The sequence below is a fragment of the Synechocystis sp. PCC 6714 genome, from assembly GCF_000478825.2.
GTDB lineage: Bacteria > Cyanobacteriota > Cyanobacteriia > Cyanobacteriales > Microcystaceae > Synechocystis.
The window spans coordinates 213,898-231,678 of the sequence record NZ_CP007542.1 but is presented as its reverse complement, the minus strand read 5'-3'; the positions used below and the strand labels follow the sequence as shown (position 1 = coordinate 231,678).

The window sequence follows — 17,781 nt, the reverse complement described above, 5'->3', positions numbered from 1 at the left end:
TCCTTTGTTAATGCTGAGGGGGTTAAATTGTCTAACTCTTACTGGTGGAAGGGGAATAATCGGCAATGAAGGCAATATACAACAGATGCATAAGCAAAACCCCTAACCAAATGGCGGAAAGGGGGGTTAACCAAGGCCATTCGGCCCGGTTTAAATTGTGGAAAAACCACAAACCGGAATTGATAGCTAAGAAAATGGCCACGTGGACAGCGAAGTTCATGCGGTCGTCCAAACGACGAAAGGAGGGATCATTACGGTCGGGTTTACGGGGCCAACGGGGGGGCATAGATTACTAGACAAAATTTCACTAGCCCCAATTTTAACGGAGAAAAGCAATCCCGCCGGCATTCAATTGCCAAGATAATATAATTTGCTGTATTTCAATGGGGATAATGGGAGCAGATTTTTTCTAGCAAAATCATGTCCGAAGAAGCCCAAAAATGGGATCGAGGTTGACATGGGTTTCGACAAAATCCGCCAATGAATCTAACATCTCTTCCCGTTGTTGCTGATAGTTGCCAATGTGAGTTGTTAATGGCTCTAAACCCTTTCTCTGGCGTACATTATTTAGCCAACTCCGCCGCCAGGCACCGTTATCAAATAAGCCGTGGAGGTAGCATCCCCAAAGGTTTTGTGCTTGATTGACCATGCCCAAATCTTCTTGGTCAAACATGGCCAGGAAATCTTGGCTTGGGCCTAACCATTGACTGCGGCCTTGGTGTATTTCATAACCTGTAATGGGTAAACCCCATTGGGGAAAATGGGCTGTTGTCACACATTGACGGGTAATTTTTGGGGAGGTAATTAAAGTTTCTATGGGTAAGAGTCCCAAACCAGGGTAACTGCCGATATCGCCTTCCACTGCCTCCGGATCGCTAATGGTGTGCCCCAAAATTTGGTAACCGCCACAAATGCCCATTACCATGCCCCCGGCTTGGGCGTAGGCCTTAATTTGCGCCCCCATGCCACTGTGTTGTAAGGCTTGCAGATCGGCGATCGTAGTTTTGGTGCCGGGAATGATAACTACATCGGGCTGACCAAGATTTTTTTCCAGGGGGAGATAATCGACATAAACACCGGTTTCTACTTCCAAGGGTTCAAAATCAGTGAAGTTGGCAATGCGGGGCAAGCGGAGCACCACTATGCGAATATCCCCTTGGCTGGGACGACGACTTCTTTCTAGTAAATCAAGGGAATCTTCCGCAGAGAAAAGATTTTGCCCATAGGGAATCACTCCCAATACGGGAATGCCCGTATATTCCTCCAGCCAACTAACACCGCTGTCCAACAGGGAACGCTGGCCCCGAAATTTGTTGATGACAATGCCTTTAATCAAAGCCCTTTCTTCGGGTTCCAATAGTTGCAACGTGCCCACGACATGGGCAAAGACGCCACCCCGGTCGATGTCGGCAATCAGAATGGTGGCCGCTTGGAGATGCTTGGCCACCCGCATATTAGTTAGATCCCGGTGTTTGAGGTTAATTTCCGCTGGACTGCCGGCCCCTTCGCACACCACTACATCAAATTGCTGCCCTAGGGTCTCCAACGAGTCGGCGATCGCCTGCCAACCCCGGTTAAAGTAGTGCTGATAATATTCCTGGGCCCGGGTTATGCCTACCACTTGGCCCAACATGATTACCTGGGAAGTCATATCCCCCTGGGGCTTGAGCAGAATGGGATTCATTGTCACTTGGGGAACCGTTTGGGCGGCCCAGGCCTGCACTGCTTGGGCATGGCCCATTTCCCATCCATCCACAGTAACAAAGGCATTAAGGGCCATATTCTGACCTTTGAAAGGCGTTACCCGATGGCCTCGACGGTGGAGCAGGCGACACAAAGCGGTGGTCAAAAATGATTTACCTGCGTGGGATGTGGTACCCACCACCATAATTGCTTTCATCGGTCTGTGGCCCCTGTGTGGGTCATACACATTCTCTAACCATCAATGAGCTGCAATGCATTGAGAAAAGCACGGCTGGCGTTATCTCTAGTACTGTTCAGTGGCTGTATAACCCCCATGGCATAGATTTTATCTCCCACTAAATAGGTACGAAAAGTTACCCTTTCCACATCACTTTCAAAGGTAAATTCCGAGCCTTGATAGTTACCTAAACTAACCGGACGCTCATTCATTAGGGAAAAAGTTTCCTCGGGGGCTACCCTGGCTCGCATCGCCGTAAACAAAACCATAGGATCACTGATTTGTTGGGGAGTTAAGCCGGTGGCGTAGGCTGCCACATAACGGTACTGATCATCGGTGCTAGTTAGGGTTTGAAAATTTAAATTCCCCGCCGCAGTTGGAATGGTAACGTTATCCTGGGCCAAAATTCCTGGGGGCATCCAAAAAGAAACATTGCCCTGACTGAAAACAATTAACTGCCAATTGTTAGCATTGCTGCGGATAGGGGGCACACCGCTGGGGGGACGTTGGAACCGAAGAGTGTCCTGGGATTGGGGGCGGCCCGTTTCAAAAAAACTCCGCAAATTTTGGTTGGGGGATTGGGCCATAACCTGGGATGGAAACAGGATGACTTCCCCGACAACAGCCGTGATCACCGTGGCAACAAATGGTAAGTATTTCATAGAAAAGCCTTTCAATTTAACAAAACTTAAACAGTTAGTTTAAACCTCTAAATCCTGGTCTTCGGATCCTGGCTTGGTTGTGGTACTGGTTACCGGAGCGTCCATCACCGGATGCCAAATGGTTAAACCAAATAAATGCTTAGGGTTTGGAGCACTGGCAAACAGAGAAATAACCAAGCCTAGGAGAACAGCTAGGGGAGCAGTGACCGCCGATCGCCAAATGCCAGGGAAAGTAAGCCAACCTGCATTGGAAGCTACAATTACCAGTAAAACCGCCGCCACGGTGCCGTAAAAAGCGCCCAGGGCATTAATGCGCGGAAACAATACCCCCATCAGAAAAATTCCCAAGAGGGGGCCCAAAAACATAGTGGTATAGGACACCAAAAATTCTAGTAGATCCTGCCCGGTGGAAGCGGCGTAAATGGCAGAAAAGATTGCTACTACGCCCCAGACAATAATTAACCCCTGGGCCACCCGGACTGAGCGCATTTCACTGGCTTGGACATTGATGTAACGGTCGTAAAAATCCACCGTCATGCAAGTGGCCAAAGAGTGCAAAGCCGAATCAATGGAAGACATGGCCGCCGCAAAAATAGCCGCCACCAGAAAACCCGATGCCCCTGGGGGTACTTGGTTGACAATGAAATAGGAAAGAATTTCATCGGGCTTAATCTCCTCCGGTAGACCCCCCTGCAACTGGTAAAAGCTGAATAATAAAATCCCCAGCAGCAGAGTGGCTCCTACCCCCAAAACCCCGGAAAACCAACCCAAAAAAATAGCTTTGCGGGCAGATGGCTCATCGGCACAGGAGACATAGCGCTGGACAGACTGCTGGTTAGTCCCCGCCACCGCAAAAGCCAAAATGCCATAGGCAATCAAAGCTGTGGGCAGAGAACGAATGGAAGCGGGATCCCAGTCGAAATTAAACACCACCAACTTGCCGTTTTCCCCAGCAATGCGCCACAGTTCCCCAAATCCCCCTGGCACAGCGGTGACAGCGGCCCAAATGCCGGCCCCCAAGCCGACAAAAATCATGCCAAATTGCAACACGTCTGTCCAAACTACCGCGGTGATGCCCCCGGCAACGGTGTAAATGATGGAAACCACCCCCACCATCAAAATAGCGGTATTCGTACTAATGCCGGTGAGAATCGATAACACCAGGGCCGCAGCGTACAATAACCCCCCTAAGCGGGCAATGACGAAGAGGAGGAAACAGAGGGAACCCAGGGAACGGGTTTTGGCATCGAAACGTTTTTCCAGATATTCGTAGGCCGTGGTGAGGTTGAGCCGGACAAAAAATGGCAAAAAGACGACAATTACCAGGCCATAGCCAATCAGATCCCCCAATTGCAATTGCAAATATAAGAAGCCGTGGCCATAACCCTCCCCAGGGCCCCCCAACAGGGAAGCGGCGGAAAAAGAGGTGGCAATGATGGAAAAACCTAGGGCCCACCAGGGAATTTGTTTAGCACCCCGGAAATATTCATCAGTGTTATCCTGTTTTCGACTGGCGATCGCCCCAATGACAATAACGATCGCCGAATAGGCCAGCACAATGGCCCAGTCAATCATAGCCATGAAAAATCAAACTCCTTGGCAATGTGGCAATATTCCACCCTACAGGTTTTGGGACGTAGAGCACCGTCAGATTGATCCCAACCACAGGGAAGGGAGGCAAAAAAGTTTGTCTTTTTCGGCAAGAGGAGGGAGTTTAATTGGTTTTAGCTACAAACATGCCGCCAAAATGTCCTGTTCCGTTGCGCCAATGGTTTTAATTTCCTCTAGTCCCTGCAACGTTAGGTCAATGTTGTTGCCGCTGCGGGCCACCGGTGATTGGGGGACTAGGTTCAGGGCAAAACGGCTGGGGGGTTGTTCGCCATAGGGATCTTCCACCACCAAATCCAACGCTTGGGCAGAGATGGTGCCATGGGTGCAAGCAAACTCAGAATGGTAGGCAAAGAAAGCTCCCCTAATCTGGTCACCCCGCACCTGAAAAATAAAATATTCCTGTCCCACTACCCCTGGTTGGGCAGACTCGCCGTAGAAATGAATACCTTGCCGTAGGGGACTATTCTGGGCAGCCACAGCCAATGGTGTTATTAAATTGCCCAATCCTAAAAAGAGGAAACTTAAAGCTGCGGCGGAAAATTTTGCCAGGCGATCGCCGCTGCCTGGAAGTAGGAAAAGTAACATAATTTTGGATAGGTGGGAGGAGTAGGTGAATGGCTCAGCCATTCCTATCTAACTTAACAATCTATCCAAAGACTGAACTTCCCCCAATGGCATGATGATCCAAAAATTAACAAAGTTTTATTAATTTGCCGATGGCGATCGCCGATAATGCAGACTATATTGCAGGCAATAGCTTGTGTTTGCTGATTTATTCAGGTTTGATTTAGTGGGGCCAAACTAGTGCACGAAGCCATCCGGAAAATGTTTGCCTACTTCCGTCCGGTACCCATTCTGGTCTGTTTTTTCCTCGGTTTACTGTTATCCACTCCCCCGGCCCTAGCATTCTGTGGCTTTTACGTCGCCCAGGCGGACACCAGTCTTTATAACCATGCATCCCAGGTGATTATCGCCAAAGATGGCGATCGAACTGTGCTGACCATGGCCAACGATTACCAAGGGGACGTGCAGGATTTTGCCCTCGTAGTGCCGGTGCCGGTGGTCTTACAGGAAGACCAGGTCAATGTGGCAGAAAGAAAAATAATTGAGCGTTTAGATAATTTTAGTGCTCCCCGTTTGGTGGAATATTTTGACGATAATCCCTGTGAAACCTACGGTGGCCGTCAATTTATGGATGCAATGCCAGCGGCCCCCAGCATGACCCGGGGATTGCAAGAAAAAATGAGCAATGAAGCGCTGGGGGTAACCATCGAAAATCAGTTTTCCGTGGGGGAATATGACATTCTCATCCTCAGTGCCAAGGAGTCCAATGGCCTAGAAACTTGGTTAAACCAAAATAATTACCGCATTCCCCCTGGGGCCACCGATGTGCTAGGAGCATATATCAAACAAGGGCTAAAGTTTTTTGTCGCTAAGGTTAACCTGAAAGAATTCGATCGCCAAGGATTTCAAGCCTTGAGGCCGCTGATGATGGCTTATGAATCCCCGCGGTTTATGCTCCCCATCCGTTTAGGCATGGTCAATGCAGATGGTCCCCAGGAATTAATTGTTTATCTGTTATCTCCCCGGGGAGCAGTAGAAGTTACTAACTATCGCACCGAAAAAATTCCCTCCAATCTGGAGTTACCCGAATTTGTCCAGGGGAAATTTGGCCAGTTCTATGGCGCGATGTTCGACACCGCCTACCAACGTTCCGGTAAAAATGTTGCTTTTCTGGAATATGCCTGGGACATGGGCAGTTGTGATCCCTGTTCGGCGGACCCCCTTTCCCCCCAAGAACTGCAAGAAGCCGGAGTATTTTGGTTAGACCAACCCAGTGCGAGCCCCAATCCTTCCTTCCGGGGTATGCCTTTCCCTGGCAATAGCAATGTGTTCATCACCCGTTTACATTTGCGCTACACTCCTGACAAATTCCCGGAGGATTTACGTTTTCAAAACACCGCTAACCAGGAATTGTTCCAAGGGCGTTATGTCCTGCGGCGTCCCTATCGGGGGGAAATGAATTGCACCGCCGCCAACACCTATCGTCAAACGGTGCAAAAACGCCAACGGGAAGAAGCGAAAACCCTCGCCAACTTGACCGGTTGGCCCCTGGGGGAAATTGAGGACAAAATTAGCTATCTGGAAGGCCCCCGGGATTCTATTCCCTGGTGGCGCAAACTCTGGCCCCGCTAAAGTTGAAATAATTTCTACATCTTGATCACCATGGATTCCTTGACCAGTGTCATTTTAAGTGCCACCATCTTGCCCGTTCTTTCAGCTCTAGGTTTGGCCCGTTGCCTTGGTCAACGCAGTGAGGCCCTGGGTAAACTTTCCGAAGAGGTGTTCCGAGGCGATCGCCTGCCGGTGTTACCCTTTCCCGTCGAAGAAGAAGCAGGTTAAAGTGAAAACTCGCCTCAAACCTTTGCTGGGAATGATGGACGAGTTGTATTTGACTAAAACTTTATGGGTCATTTTCCCCACAAACTGCGGGTACTGTTGAGCGTTTACTTTGCTCAAATGGTGGAGTACCGGGCAGAAATTTTCTTTTGGATTTTGTCCGGTTCCTTGCCTCTAATATTGATGGGGGTCTGGGTGAAAGCGGCGGAGAGTGGAGACTTTACCCTTGACGCTATCCAGGTAGCCAGGTACTTTTTTGCTGTGTTCGTAGTACGTCAGTTGACCACCATCTGGGTAATTTGGGAATTTGAAAAGGAAGTGTTGGAAGGGGTTTTATCCTTCCGTTTACTGCAACCCCTAGATCCGGTGTGGCATCACATTGCCCGCCACTGGGCCGAAAAAATGACCCGCCTGCCTATTGTGGCTATTTTGACCATTCTCTTTTTCTCCCTCTATCCTGAAGCCTTTTGGCTACCAGAGCCCTGGCATTTTCTCCAAGGGCTAATTGGCATTGTCTGTTCCTTTACCCTCTATTTTTTAATCCAGTACACCTTCGCCCTCTGTGCCTTTTGGACGGAACGGGCCAGCGCTCTCCAGGATCTTTGGTTTTTGTTCTATATTTTTCTCTCCGGTGTTATTGCTCCCCTAGAGACCTTTCCCGAAACAGTAAGGCAAATTGTTTTACTAACCCCTTTTCCCTACGGGGTTTATTTTCCCGCCGCCGCTTTGGTGGGTTTACCTTTACCTTTTTTCAAGAGTTTATTAATTATCGGTGTTTGGACTGGTATATTTGCCCTGCTCAACCGTTGGCTTTGGCGTCAGGGTTTAAAACAATATTCCGGCATGGGAGCTTAAATTTTGGCGATCGCCATCTTGATCGGAAACAATCGGGATAATTAGTATTAATCAACTATGGACTTAAGCTTGGCCCAATGGTGCAAAGCAAAACGCAAGAGTACGTGGACTATGGCTGTTCGCCCAAGATTTTCAAAGCTTGCCATAACGCCAATCGTCGATGATCTCAATCAATTCATTAGACCAGGCATTGGGATTACGGTCTTGGTAAATGTCCCAGAGAGATTGGTAATACCAGACAATGCCAGATTTACCCCGATTGAATTTTTGCCAAATTTCCTCCCCATGGCGACGCAAATCTATCTCAATGGTGCGGGCATTATGGAGAGTATCCGCTAGGGAAATTTTCAGCACCGAGAGACAGACCTGACGCATTTTTTGGAGATGTTTTTGTTTGCGCTGTTCCCAAGGGGGTTTGGGCATCGTAGTGCTATCGGAACAGGCCATAACCAGGGCGGCCACTGTCTGACCAAACTTACTCTCAATTATGGCCAAAGTCTCCATCCCGCCTTGATCCTCCACTGCATCATGGAGCAGAGCGGCGATCGCCTCGTCTTCATTACCTCCCATCTCTAGCACCAAGGCCGTTACCCCTAGTAAATGGCTGATGTAGGGAACTGGGGAGCCTTTACGAAATTGATGGGCATGCAATTGGTTAGCCAGGACGAGGGCATCACCAAAACGGGACGTAAGGGAAATAGGATTTGATGAATTCATAAAGCTTATCAATGCCAATCTGATTAACGTCCTCTCCCAGCAATCTTAAAAGGTATGCAGTGAGATTCGTTGGGACACCCCAAAGATTTCCTGTTGGTTAGCCGCTTACTAACTCTGCTGTGAAAATGAATTTCCATCAGATCTATCCCACAGTTATTCTATTAAACGTTAACCAGGAGAGAGACAAACAATTACCGGGTTTTTGGATTGGGGAAGCCGAGGGTGCTAAATTCAGGCTGCGTATCCTAACAAAAATGAAGAATTAAAAACTTAAGGATATCCTTATTCCCTGTTGCGATAGCTTGACCGGCTTTCTCCAGGCAATTAGGGTAATTTGTCCTAAGACCCGAGTCCAACTATCCATTGTCCATTTAGTGTGTAATTACTTTGATCATGTGCTCGGTCAGAATAAATCAGAATAAAAAGGCTGTGGCAGCGGATTTAAAGCCGATTTATCAGGCTGCCACTATGGAGGAAGCCGCAACCGCTCTGGATGCTTTTTCTCAGAAATCGGATGAGCTTTACCCCACCATTAGCCAAATATGGTTACCTCATTGGGAGCATTTCATCCCGATTTTTGGCTATCCCATGGAGATTCGTCGCGTTATCTACACTACCAATGCGATTGAGTCCTTAAATCACTCTTTTTGCAAAATTATTAAAACAAAAGCTGTTTTTCCGGATGAAGATTACGTTTTTAAGCTATTGTATTTAGCAATGAAGTGTATCCCTAAGAAATGGCAACGTCCCATCCGGGATTGGCGAGCCGCCGCTTCCCATTTTGCTATTCCTTTTCCTGAACGCTTTTCACTTTAATTTTTCTCTTTACACAAAATCTAGAGCACTCTCTGGTAGATCTTTTTTTGTTTAGTTCTGTTTGACCTGAGTAGTTACATATATTCTTATGCACAAGATATTCATGAAGCAACTTCGTTTTGTCCAAATTCTTATAGTGTCACTATTCCTACTTTTGGGAATGGTGAGCGGACTACAGCAATTGTCTGCACAGCCGAAGATGACGCTTTCAAAGATTCCTCTAGAAGACAAATTATCTGAGCCTGCAGGAATGGCATTTAGACCTAATCAATCCAACCAACTGTGGGTGGTCAATCATGGCAATGACTCAATCGCAACTTTAACAAATGTTGGAGAGTCTAACCTAGAAGTATCGGTTAAAACTGATGCCTACGCCGAGCATTTTCTAGCCAAACCAACTGGTATTGCATTTGGTTATGATGACACGTTCGCAGTCTCAAATGACTCGATCAACGAATTACGGGGGATGAATTTCATCAAAAATCCTGAGCGAAATAAAAATTTTGTTAACAACCATTTCATGGGGCCTACTTTGTTCTCGGCAACCACCTATGCTTTAGCCGGACAAAGTAAGAAATATCTAGAAGATTGGCCTCAACCCGGGAACGGACACGATCCAGACCGCGATTTGACCCTGTCCCAAGGATGTCCCCTAACTTATTGGAATTCTAGCGTTCAGCAATGTCACTGGCCACGTGAAGGGAGCCACTTAGATATGTTGCACGAAAGTCCGCTAGCCATGGGAATTGCCCATGACAAGGATAATGCCTATTTCCTGCTAGATGGCTGTGGTAGTCGAGATAGCAATGGGCAGTGCTTGGGTAATGGACATCTAATGCGCTACGACTTTAACCGGGATCACCAGGAGGGTAATGGTTTTCATGGGGATGGCATTGTTTGGCGTTACCCAGAAATTGATTTCAAGCGTGACAAAGATATACCTAGCGGAATGTTGGTGCTAGATGGCTGGCTCTACTTTTCCAATACTGGTATGGGTAAAGTTCAGAGAATAGCCACTACAGCAGGAAATATCCAAATCGTTGTCAAAAGCTGGTCAGATCAATACGATAAAGGACAAGTTGGCACCGGAGTAATTAGCTGGGAAGATGTTAAAGGTGTCTCAATGGATGGAGATGAACCAGGGGCTATTAGTAACTGGATAAAAACCCATGGAGACCTTGCTAAGATAGCGGAACTTGGCCAAGCTTGGATTGCCCCTATGGAAGTTCTTGCAGAATATTCTTACGTTTACGATGTCCCGCAAGAAACTTTTATTTCAGAAAGTTGGCTGGACAAGCCTTCGGGACTTGCTAGCGATGGCAAATCTCTTTTCGTTGCCGACTACAACTCTGGGTGGATTGCTGCTTTCGATTTGAAAACTGCAAAATTGCAATGGAAATATCAGTCAAAGCTTAAAAGTATTTCAGGGCTGGCATTTAATCCCAATAAATCTCGCGAACTATATATTTCAGATCGCGATACCAATTCCATTTATCAGTTGAAATGGAACTAAAATTACAAGAGATAAAAAGTTCTCAAGGACTACCGAATGTCTTGGGTATTTTGGTGGATGGCGACTTAATTGGCATTGTTCAAAATCTCAGTGTCTCAGATGCTATCAATCTTAGAAGTAGTTTTGGTTTAGTCTATAGTCGCCGAGAAGAGTTGCAAAAACTCCCACCATAAAACTGTAATTAAATTGGTCAATAAGTATAATTTGATTGGTTTTGAGGATTTGAATGTAAAAAGTTTGGCTAAAAGTAGGGCCAGTAAATCAATCCCAGATGTTGGTTGGAGTGAATGTTTATCTATTCTGTTCAATGTTCCTCCCAAGCAAGACAGACAAATAATTTGTTCAATCGAATCATTATTTGAACTACAGTGACATAATTACTCTTTATTGATTGTCCTTCGCCAGAAAGTACAGTGTTAAAGCGTGTTTAAGAAGTTTGGAGATACGGTAAACAATTGGTAAAATTAGCGTTTTGGAATTTCTACCTAGAATCAGAGGTACGTCCAAAGGTAAAACGCTGGGGCATATTAAGAATATTAAGGAGTATTTTAGTATTATTGGGGCGAGGCAAGGATATCCCTTAATTGTTGGTGGTGGAAATCGTTGGGTTCGAGTTGATATTTAGTGGAGTACAATGCGGTATCGAGTTCCCATTGGAGTTTGGCGAGCTTCTTGTTCTGCTGACCTAATTCTTGTTTGCTCCTCCTCAGCTCAGCGCTGTTTCCAGAATAGAGTCCATTACATTCTCTTCAAGAATAGTGACGATCGCCTTTTTTGAGTTAGCAAGTTTAACTGGCTCTAGTAAGTAGACATTGCCTTCCGAATCAATGATTGCTTCAATGGATTGAATCATGAATTACCTCCTCATTACTTAATCACTCTATGACTATTCTAAACAACCAAACTTAAATTTAATCGCCATTGTCAATTTGATTACCCTAATCAAATCTAAATTACCATATATTATCTCAATTCAGGTCGCAAAAAATAGTAATAGTCATAAATGGTAGAACTGAAATAGTTCAGAAAAGATGGGCAAGAAAAAAGGCAAATTGCTTGGATATAGTTCTGAGATAATGGCCATAAATCTAATTAAGAATCTTTATAGGTTACTAAATTATGAAAGTACAAATTTATGAAAAATTAGGTGGACGAAGGGTTCAAAATATTTTACTTGCTATTACTATATTGATTATTTCTTATTATACTTACTTTCATAAGTATAATAATCCTCAGGCAGTTTTTTGGGACGAAAATTATCATATTCCTGCGGCTCAGAAATATCTAAATCATACTTTTTTTATGTATGAGCATCCTCCACTGGGGCCAATGTTGATTGCATTAGGAGAATCATTGGTTCATCCTAATAATTTATTTAATCAATTTAATGATGTTTATTATGCGAAGGATTTTCCCGCTGATTTTTCCTTTGCTGGTTATCGTTTGGTACCAACAATTTGTGCTTGGTTATTGCCGATAATATTCTTTTATATTGCCCTGAACTTGGTGGGTAATAATATCATTGCTTTTTTGCTGAGCTTTCTAATTTTATTTGACAATGCAATGATTGTCCATTTTCGGGCGGCAATGCTAGATGCTCCATTGATGTTATTTATTGGCCTTTCAATCCTCTTTTTTCTGCTGGCTTTAAAAAACAAAAAACATAGTGAGCGCTTAGCTATTGCTTCAATTGGCTTAGGAATTAGTGTTGGTTTGGTGGCGACCACAAAGGTAACTGGTCTAATTATTTTATTATTAATTCCACTTTTATTTTCCAAGTTATTTCCTGATTGGCCTAAAATAACTTTATCATTGGGACTGTTTTTAATTGGTTTTATCCTGACGTTTATCATGGTTTGGCAGATTCATTTTTCCATTACTAAAAATGTTAATCCAAGTTTAGATAATGGCGGTTATTTTAATATTTCTACAGAGTACGCGGAATTGATTGATGGTAATAGACAAAGTGAAATTTGGTCATTTCCCCTCAGAATTCAGGAGCATTTTAATCATGTAAAAAATTATCAAAAAGGGGTGCCTAAATTAGATTTAAGTAAGCCGGATGAAAATGGTAGTCCAAGTTTGTTTTGGCCGCTGGGAGCTAGAGCAATTAATTATCGCTGGGAAACCGCTGATGGTATTTTCTACAAATACCTATACCTACAAGCTAATCCAGTGATCTGGTTTTTGGGACTCAGTGGAGTGTTGGGAACAACGGCATTAATTTTTGTTTATATCTTTTTTCCTTTACGGGAGCCGCTTAAAAATAGATTCCTAGTTGCTACTTTTTTGCTTCTTTACTGGAGTTATATGGTTATCATTAGCCAATTGGGAAGGGTTATGTATTTATATCACTACTTCCCGGCACTGCTATTTAGTTTTTGCTTGTTTGCTATTTTGGTAGAAGAAGCAAGGCAAATAGGAAATTTGCTATTAACTACTAGATATAAAATTCTAATTCTAGCTGTATTATCAGCGGCGATTTTGGTCTCTTATCGTTTTTACGGTCCATTAACCTATTACCAACCTTTAAATGATGAACAGTTCCGCCAACGCATGATTTTTCCTTTGTGGGATTTACGGTGTGTTAATTGTGAAAGAAAAGGATTTTATAAATAATAAAAAAGGCACACCGCGCGGATGTGCCAAAAATATTTTTATACTGTTGCTATATGGTTTTATTCGAGAAAATCATTGCTAAATTCTAGCGACAAGTTCCCTGTCCGTTATTCCAACGACCACCAGCGGCAATACAAGCAAGGCGATTAGTAATTGAACTAAGAAGAGGAGTAGAACTACTAGAACTAGAAGCCTGAGAACTTGCACTAGAAGCCTGAGAACTTGCACTGGAAGTCTGAGAACTAGAACTGGAAGCGTAGGCTGCGGAGTAATCTAAACCAGAGGGGATAGAGACGGATGTAGTATCTGTCGATTGAGTCGTGTAATTACCAATTAATTCAATTTTGGCAGGTGTTGGCGGACCAGAAGAACTTGCATAGGTAGCATCTGTACTGTTGCCAGAAGCAGTGTAAGCCGTAGTGAAGATCTCGTTAATTTCACTTTGATTTAGAGCCTGGAATATTTTTGACTGAGCATTTCCTTGAGTAATTGTATCCACCCAAACAGCACCGGCAAATTTACCAGTACCATTCACATCTAAAGTTGCATTTGGAGCAAATAAGAAGCCATAAGTGTCTGCGTTACCTCGCTGACGAAGATCATCACCATAGACAAAGAATGCCCAATTTTTAATTGTATTTGCTCCACCAAACGATGCACCACCACCTAGAGTAAGGTCTCCATTAATCAACCAAATGACCTTAGTTGCTGAAGTGCCTCCAATGGTTGTATTACCTCCAATGTTCGCATCCCCATCAACATACATCATTACAGTTCCACCACCAGTATCTCCAAACGTCATGTTCTCCTTATTACAAGCAGAGGTGATTCTATATCTGTAGACTTTAGGTGTTGTTGGCGGTGAACTTGCATTATACTGTGTCCCGTCAGTTGCATAGTCATTTGTCTGAGGAAATTGAGTACGGCCAGAAGCGCTGCAAGTTGTTGAATTTAAACGATTGTTGCTTATTAAAGCTGTGAATTCTGAAGATGTGGGATAATTAGGTAAAGGAGGAAAAGGAATATCCTGGTTAGTGTAGGTTCCCTGTATGCCACTAAGTGGAGGTTCCCAGGAACTGCCATTTCCAAGTGTAAAGATTCCGGCAGGCAATTCGTCTGTATTTCCGTCACTTGGCGTTGTTCCATTTTCACACCCAGAGCTATCTAGTATATTGCCGTAGACTGTAGCTTCGTCAGCCCTGCCCTGAAAATTCCTTGCCCAAAGTCCTGCACCTCCGCCCCCACTACCTATTTGGGGCACAATAGGGGTGTTATTAAAGGTTGGCATTTCAGGTCGAACTCTGAAAGCATACTGAATTTGGGATGCGGCTTGATTATCGTCAACTATACCCTGCACGGAGATCGCTCCCACATTCCTAATACTGTCGTAGGAGTAGCCCACCAACTTAACTTTACCATTGCCATTGTTAATAGGTCTCTCTGTTTGAGGAGTAATCCAATTAGAAACTTGATTTGATGGAATAGATGACGTTCCCCCAGCATTAGGATTGGTAGGATTCCCAGCACTGTTATACGTGGTGGTCTGACAGGTGGTTCCCGACTGGGGAGGCGGTGTTCCGGCACTACTACTGCTACTGCTACTACTGCTAGCATAGGAGCCATTCCAAGCTGTTTGCCAGTTGGCCTCAGTCCAAAGTCCTGAGTGTGGATTACCTAAACCCGGAGTTAAAAGCTTGGGATGTGTATTAAGAAAATCTATATACTGGGCCGCACCAGCTTCCGCTAGAGCTTCTGCTTGCTGGGACTGAGCCTTAGCTGTGACCTGATTTTGATCATTCATCCCCTTCATGGCGATCGCCGCCGCTGCCACCGTAATCACTAAACCACCCATAATCACCATGGGCATAGCAAAACCGGCGTTACGTTTGGAAGCAGTGAGCAAATTGAGGAAAAAACGGGTATTCATAATGAACCTTCAGCCGTAAATAAAAATAAAACAGTCTAAATAGGAAATAAATCAGTGACAGAAGACGGACAAGGAAATCAGATCAAAATGACTGGATTTAGATTATTTTCCCGGTGTTGAGCCAAATTTCCTGCATCAAATTTTGCTTTGCTAGAATATATTTTATTGTCCCAGTTGACCCATGTATGTGATCTGGATCACAGCCCCATAACCACTACGATAAGTCACAAATGTAACTTACCCAAATGGAGCTGGGATAATAGCATATTGGCAAAAAACATATCAGGGTAAGTAGCTGAGACCCTTGTCGGAAAGGAGATTATGCCGAATAGTGGATGCCCCGATGGGGGATAGATTGGGTCAACAATTAAACCTAAACGTACTGCGTTATTGGCCCAAAGTTAAGTTAAGGGAATGGCTGGTATTAATCGGACAGCGACAGTGCAGCCTCCCTTGTGATGACAAATTTAAAGACTTTTTAAAGAATATTTAAAGATTACTTAAAGTTAAGACTAAGAAAAGGTTAACCTATCGGTTCCCAGGTTTGGCTGGAGACCAGACAAAGTACTCCATATTGCCAGAGCATAGCTCTTAAGCAGTTTGTCAGTCTTCCCCAACCAGTATTCAGATAAAATGGGTGCCAAACAATGCCTGCTGATTTCCTTCCCCTGATAAATTCCCCCGTATGGCCCTCATCACCGTTCAGTCCCTCCGTAAAGATTTTGGTATTAAGGAAATTCTGCGGGACGCTACTTTCAACATTGAACCGGGCGATCGAGTAGGGCTGATTGGGGTCAACGGTTCTGGGAAATCCACCCTATTGAAAATGATTGCGGGGTTAGAAACCTTTGACGGTGGTGAATATTGGTGTAACAGCAGTGCCAAAGTGGTTTATTTGCCCCAACAACCAGAGATGGACGGCGATCGCACCGTATTGGAGCAGGTATTTGTGGACAGTGGGGAGCAGTGGGAATTGGTCAAACAATATGAACTGCTGTCGGACAAGTTGGCCCACCAGGGTAGTAACGAGCAATTGCTCAATCAACTCTCAGCCCTATCGGCCCAGATGGAAACCAGTGGCGCTTGGGAACTGGAAACCCAAGCAAAAATTATCCTGACCCAGTTGGGGGTTGATCGGCTGGATGCCAAAATAGGCGACCTCTCCGGCGGTTACCGCAAACGGGTGGCGATCGCCGCTGCATTATTGTCCCAACCGGATGTGTTGCTGATGGACGAGCCCACTAACCATTTGGATGCTTTTTCGGTGGAATGGCTACAAAGTTACCTACAAAGGTTCCGGGGCGCATTGTTACTTATTACCCACGACCGTTATTTCTTGGACCGGGTGACGAACCGTATTTTGGAAATTGATCAGGGGGAACTGTACAGCTACAACGGCAACTATGGTTATTATCTGACCAAAAAAGCGGAAGCAGAGGACTCAGAACAAAGCAGTCAAAGAAAACACCAAGGGGTATTGCGGCGGGAATTGGAATGGTTAAAGCGTGGTCCTAAAGCCCGGAGCACCAAGCAAAAAGCCCGCATTGATCGTATTCGGGATATGCAGGAAACCAGCTTTAAAACTGGGCCTGGCAAAGTGGATATTGCTACGGCGGGGCGGCGCATTGGTAAAAAAGTAGTAGAGCTGGAAAATGTTAGCAAAGGCTTTGGCGATCGCCAATTAATTAAGGATTTTTCCTATATTTTTACCCCCGTTGATCGAGTGGGCATTGTGGGCAAAAATGGTGTAGGTAAATCCACTTTAATGAATATGATTACGGGTAGACTGGAACCGGATCAGGGCAAGGTGGATATTGGTAGTACCATTCATTTTGGTTACTTTGATCAACATTCCGATGATCTTAGTTTGAACCCTAACCAACGGGTGATCGATTACCTTAAAAGTGTGGCAGAATTGGTGAAAACCACCGATGGGGAAGTAATTACGGCGGGACAAATGCTAGAAAGATTTTTGTTTCCCCCTAATCAGCAGTTTGCCCCGATTGCCAAATTATCTGGGGGGGAAAAACGTCGTTTATTTTTGCTCCGGGTATTGATGCAAGCCCCCAACGTTTTAATTTTGGATGAGCCCACCAACGATTTAGATGTCCAAACTTTGGCGGTGTTGGAAGATTATTTAGAAGACTTTAACGGCTGTGTAATTGTGGTTTCCCACGACCGCTATTTCCTTGACCGGACAGTGGAAACAATTTTTGCCTTTGAAGAAGAAGGAAAGTTGCGTCAATATCCCGGTAATTATAGTTTGTATTTAGAGTATAAAAAAGCAGAACAGGTTAGAGCTAACCAAGAAGAAACTGAGTTAAAAAAATCTCAGCCGATTGCTTCTATTACGACTAAGGTTAGCCAAGATAGCGGGGCGAAAAAACTTTCCTATAAGGAAAAGCGGGAATACGAACAACTAGAACAACAAATTCCCCAATTGGAGGCGGAAAAGGCCCAATTAGAAGCGCAACTTTACCAGAGTCCCAATGGGAACTTTTCCGAGTTGCAAAACCTGACGGAACGCCTAGCTAATTTAAGTGAAAGTATTGACCAAAAAACAGAACGGTGGTTGAGTCTAGCTGAGAGAATTTGAAGTAATTTTTTCTAGTGTTCAAACCCTAGAAATGAACAATGATCAAAAGTCTCTACAGTTGCTCACTGACTTATAGTTGATTTAATTGAGAGTAAGACACTGACCAGAGCCAAAACCGTCTTTGGTAAAGAGCTTAGCCGTCTC

15 protein-coding genes and 1 pseudogene are annotated in these 17,781 nt (G+C 44.8%); 8 read left to right on the top strand and 8 right to left on the bottom strand.

The features are described 5' to 3' along the window. Window positions 1–31 precede the first annotated feature (31 nt). The 5 genes from D082_RS01085 to D082_RS01065 form a co-directional block, all read right to left on the bottom strand. Entirely contained in the window at window positions 32–286 is a 255-nt protein-coding gene (locus tag D082_RS01085) for a 2TM domain-containing protein (RefSeq protein ID WP_028946778.1), read from the bottom strand. Window positions 287–418: 132 nt separating this feature from the next. After that, window positions 419–1,900 (bottom strand): cobyric acid synthase CobQ, encoded by a 1,482-nt coding sequence (gene cobQ, locus D082_RS01080; RefSeq protein ID WP_028946779.1) that lies wholly within the window; start codon window positions 1,898–1,900, stop codon window positions 419–421. A 35-nt stretch (window positions 1,901–1,935) separates the two neighbouring features. Continuing rightward, window positions 1,936–2,583: a hypothetical protein gene (locus D082_RS01075; RefSeq protein WP_028946780.1), complete on the bottom strand. Its 648-nt coding sequence runs from the start codon at window positions 2,581–2,583 to the stop codon at window positions 1,936–1,938. Between the two features lie 39 nt (window positions 2,584–2,622). Further along, window positions 2,623–4,164 carry a sodium:solute symporter gene (locus D082_RS01070; protein WP_028946781.1) on the bottom strand — a complete coding sequence of 514 codons (1,542 nt, stop codon included), beginning with the start codon at window positions 4,162–4,164 and terminating at the stop codon, window positions 2,623–2,625. 147 nt (window positions 4,165–4,311) lie between these two features. Next, window positions 4,312–4,779: a hypothetical protein gene (locus tag D082_RS01065; RefSeq protein ID WP_028946782.1), complete on the bottom strand. Its 468-nt coding sequence runs from the start codon at window positions 4,777–4,779 to the stop codon at window positions 4,312–4,314. Between the two features lie 219 nt (window positions 4,780–4,998). Between D082_RS01065 and D082_RS01060 the strand changes: the two genes are divergently transcribed. The 3 genes from D082_RS01060 (at window position 4,999) to D082_RS01055 (ending at window position 7,449) form a co-directional block, all read left to right on the top strand. Beyond that, window positions 4,999–6,390, top strand: coding sequence for a DUF2330 domain-containing protein (locus D082_RS01060; RefSeq protein WP_028946783.1), 1,392 nt, complete (start codon window positions 4,999–5,001; stop codon window positions 6,388–6,390). 30 nt (window positions 6,391–6,420) lie between these two features. Beyond that, the gene (locus D082_RS18715; protein ID WP_193386673.1) at window positions 6,421–6,597 is read left to right on the top strand and encodes a hypothetical protein; all 177 of its coding nucleotides are present in this window, start codon (window positions 6,421–6,423) and stop codon (window positions 6,595–6,597) included. A gap of 63 nt (window positions 6,598–6,660) precedes the next feature. Further along, window positions 6,661–7,449 (top strand): ABC-2 family transporter protein, encoded by a 789-nt coding sequence (locus D082_RS01055; RefSeq protein ID WP_028946784.1) that lies wholly within the window; start codon window positions 6,661–6,663, stop codon window positions 7,447–7,449. 132 nt (window positions 7,450–7,581) lie between these two features. On the opposite strand, the gene D082_RS01050 is transcribed toward D082_RS01055, so the two are convergent. After that, the gene (locus tag D082_RS01050) at window positions 7,582–8,166 is read right to left on the bottom strand and encodes an HD domain-containing protein (protein ID WP_028946785.1); all 585 of its coding nucleotides are present in this window, start codon (window positions 8,164–8,166) and stop codon (window positions 7,582–7,584) included. Window positions 8,167–8,321: 155 nt separating this feature from the next. On the opposite strand from D082_RS01050, the pseudogene D082_RS18860 reads away from it, so the two are divergent. The 3 genes and pseudogenes from D082_RS18860 to D082_RS01035 all read left to right on the top strand — a co-directional run. Next, window positions 8,322–8,982, top strand: a pseudogene (locus D082_RS18860) (transposase); the annotation flags it as partial. Window positions 8,983–9,085: 103 nt separating this feature from the next. Next, window positions 9,086–10,495 (top strand): hypothetical protein, encoded by a 1,410-nt coding sequence (locus D082_RS01040; RefSeq protein ID WP_238546781.1) that lies wholly within the window; start codon window positions 9,086–9,088, stop codon window positions 10,493–10,495. Then, window positions 10,486–10,668, top strand: a complete 183-nt coding sequence (locus tag D082_RS01035) for a hypothetical protein (protein WP_028946788.1) — start codon at window positions 10,486–10,488, stop codon at window positions 10,666–10,668. The genes D082_RS01040 and D082_RS01035 overlap by 10 nt, the downstream gene beginning before the upstream one ends. A 533-nt stretch (window positions 10,669–11,201) precedes the next feature. On the opposite strand, the gene D082_RS18470 is transcribed toward D082_RS01035, so the two are convergent. Further along, window positions 11,202–11,348, bottom strand: a complete 147-nt coding sequence (locus tag D082_RS18470; RefSeq protein ID WP_158506479.1) for a hypothetical protein — start codon at window positions 11,346–11,348, stop codon at window positions 11,202–11,204. A 266-nt stretch (window positions 11,349–11,614) separates the two neighbouring features. On the opposite strand from D082_RS18470, the gene D082_RS01030 reads away from it, so the two are divergent. Continuing rightward, on the top strand, window positions 11,615–13,114 hold the full coding sequence (locus D082_RS01030; RefSeq protein ID WP_028946789.1) for a phospholipid carrier-dependent glycosyltransferase: 1,500 nt from the start codon (window positions 11,615–11,617) through the stop codon (window positions 13,112–13,114). A gap of 85 nt (window positions 13,115–13,199) precedes the next feature. Here D082_RS01030 and D082_RS01025 read toward each other — a convergent pair whose 3' ends face one another. Further along, window positions 13,200–15,041 carry a hypothetical protein gene (locus tag D082_RS01025; RefSeq protein WP_028946790.1) on the bottom strand — a complete coding sequence of 614 codons (1,842 nt, stop codon included), beginning with the start codon at window positions 15,039–15,041 and terminating at the stop codon, window positions 13,200–13,202. 685 nt (window positions 15,042–15,726) lie between these two features. Here D082_RS01025 and D082_RS01020 point away from each other — a divergent pair. Beyond that, window positions 15,727–17,637, top strand: coding sequence for an ABC-F family ATP-binding cassette domain-containing protein (locus D082_RS01020; protein WP_028946791.1), 1,911 nt, complete (start codon window positions 15,727–15,729; stop codon window positions 17,635–17,637). The last annotated feature ends 144 nt before the right edge of the window (window positions 17,638–17,781 follow it).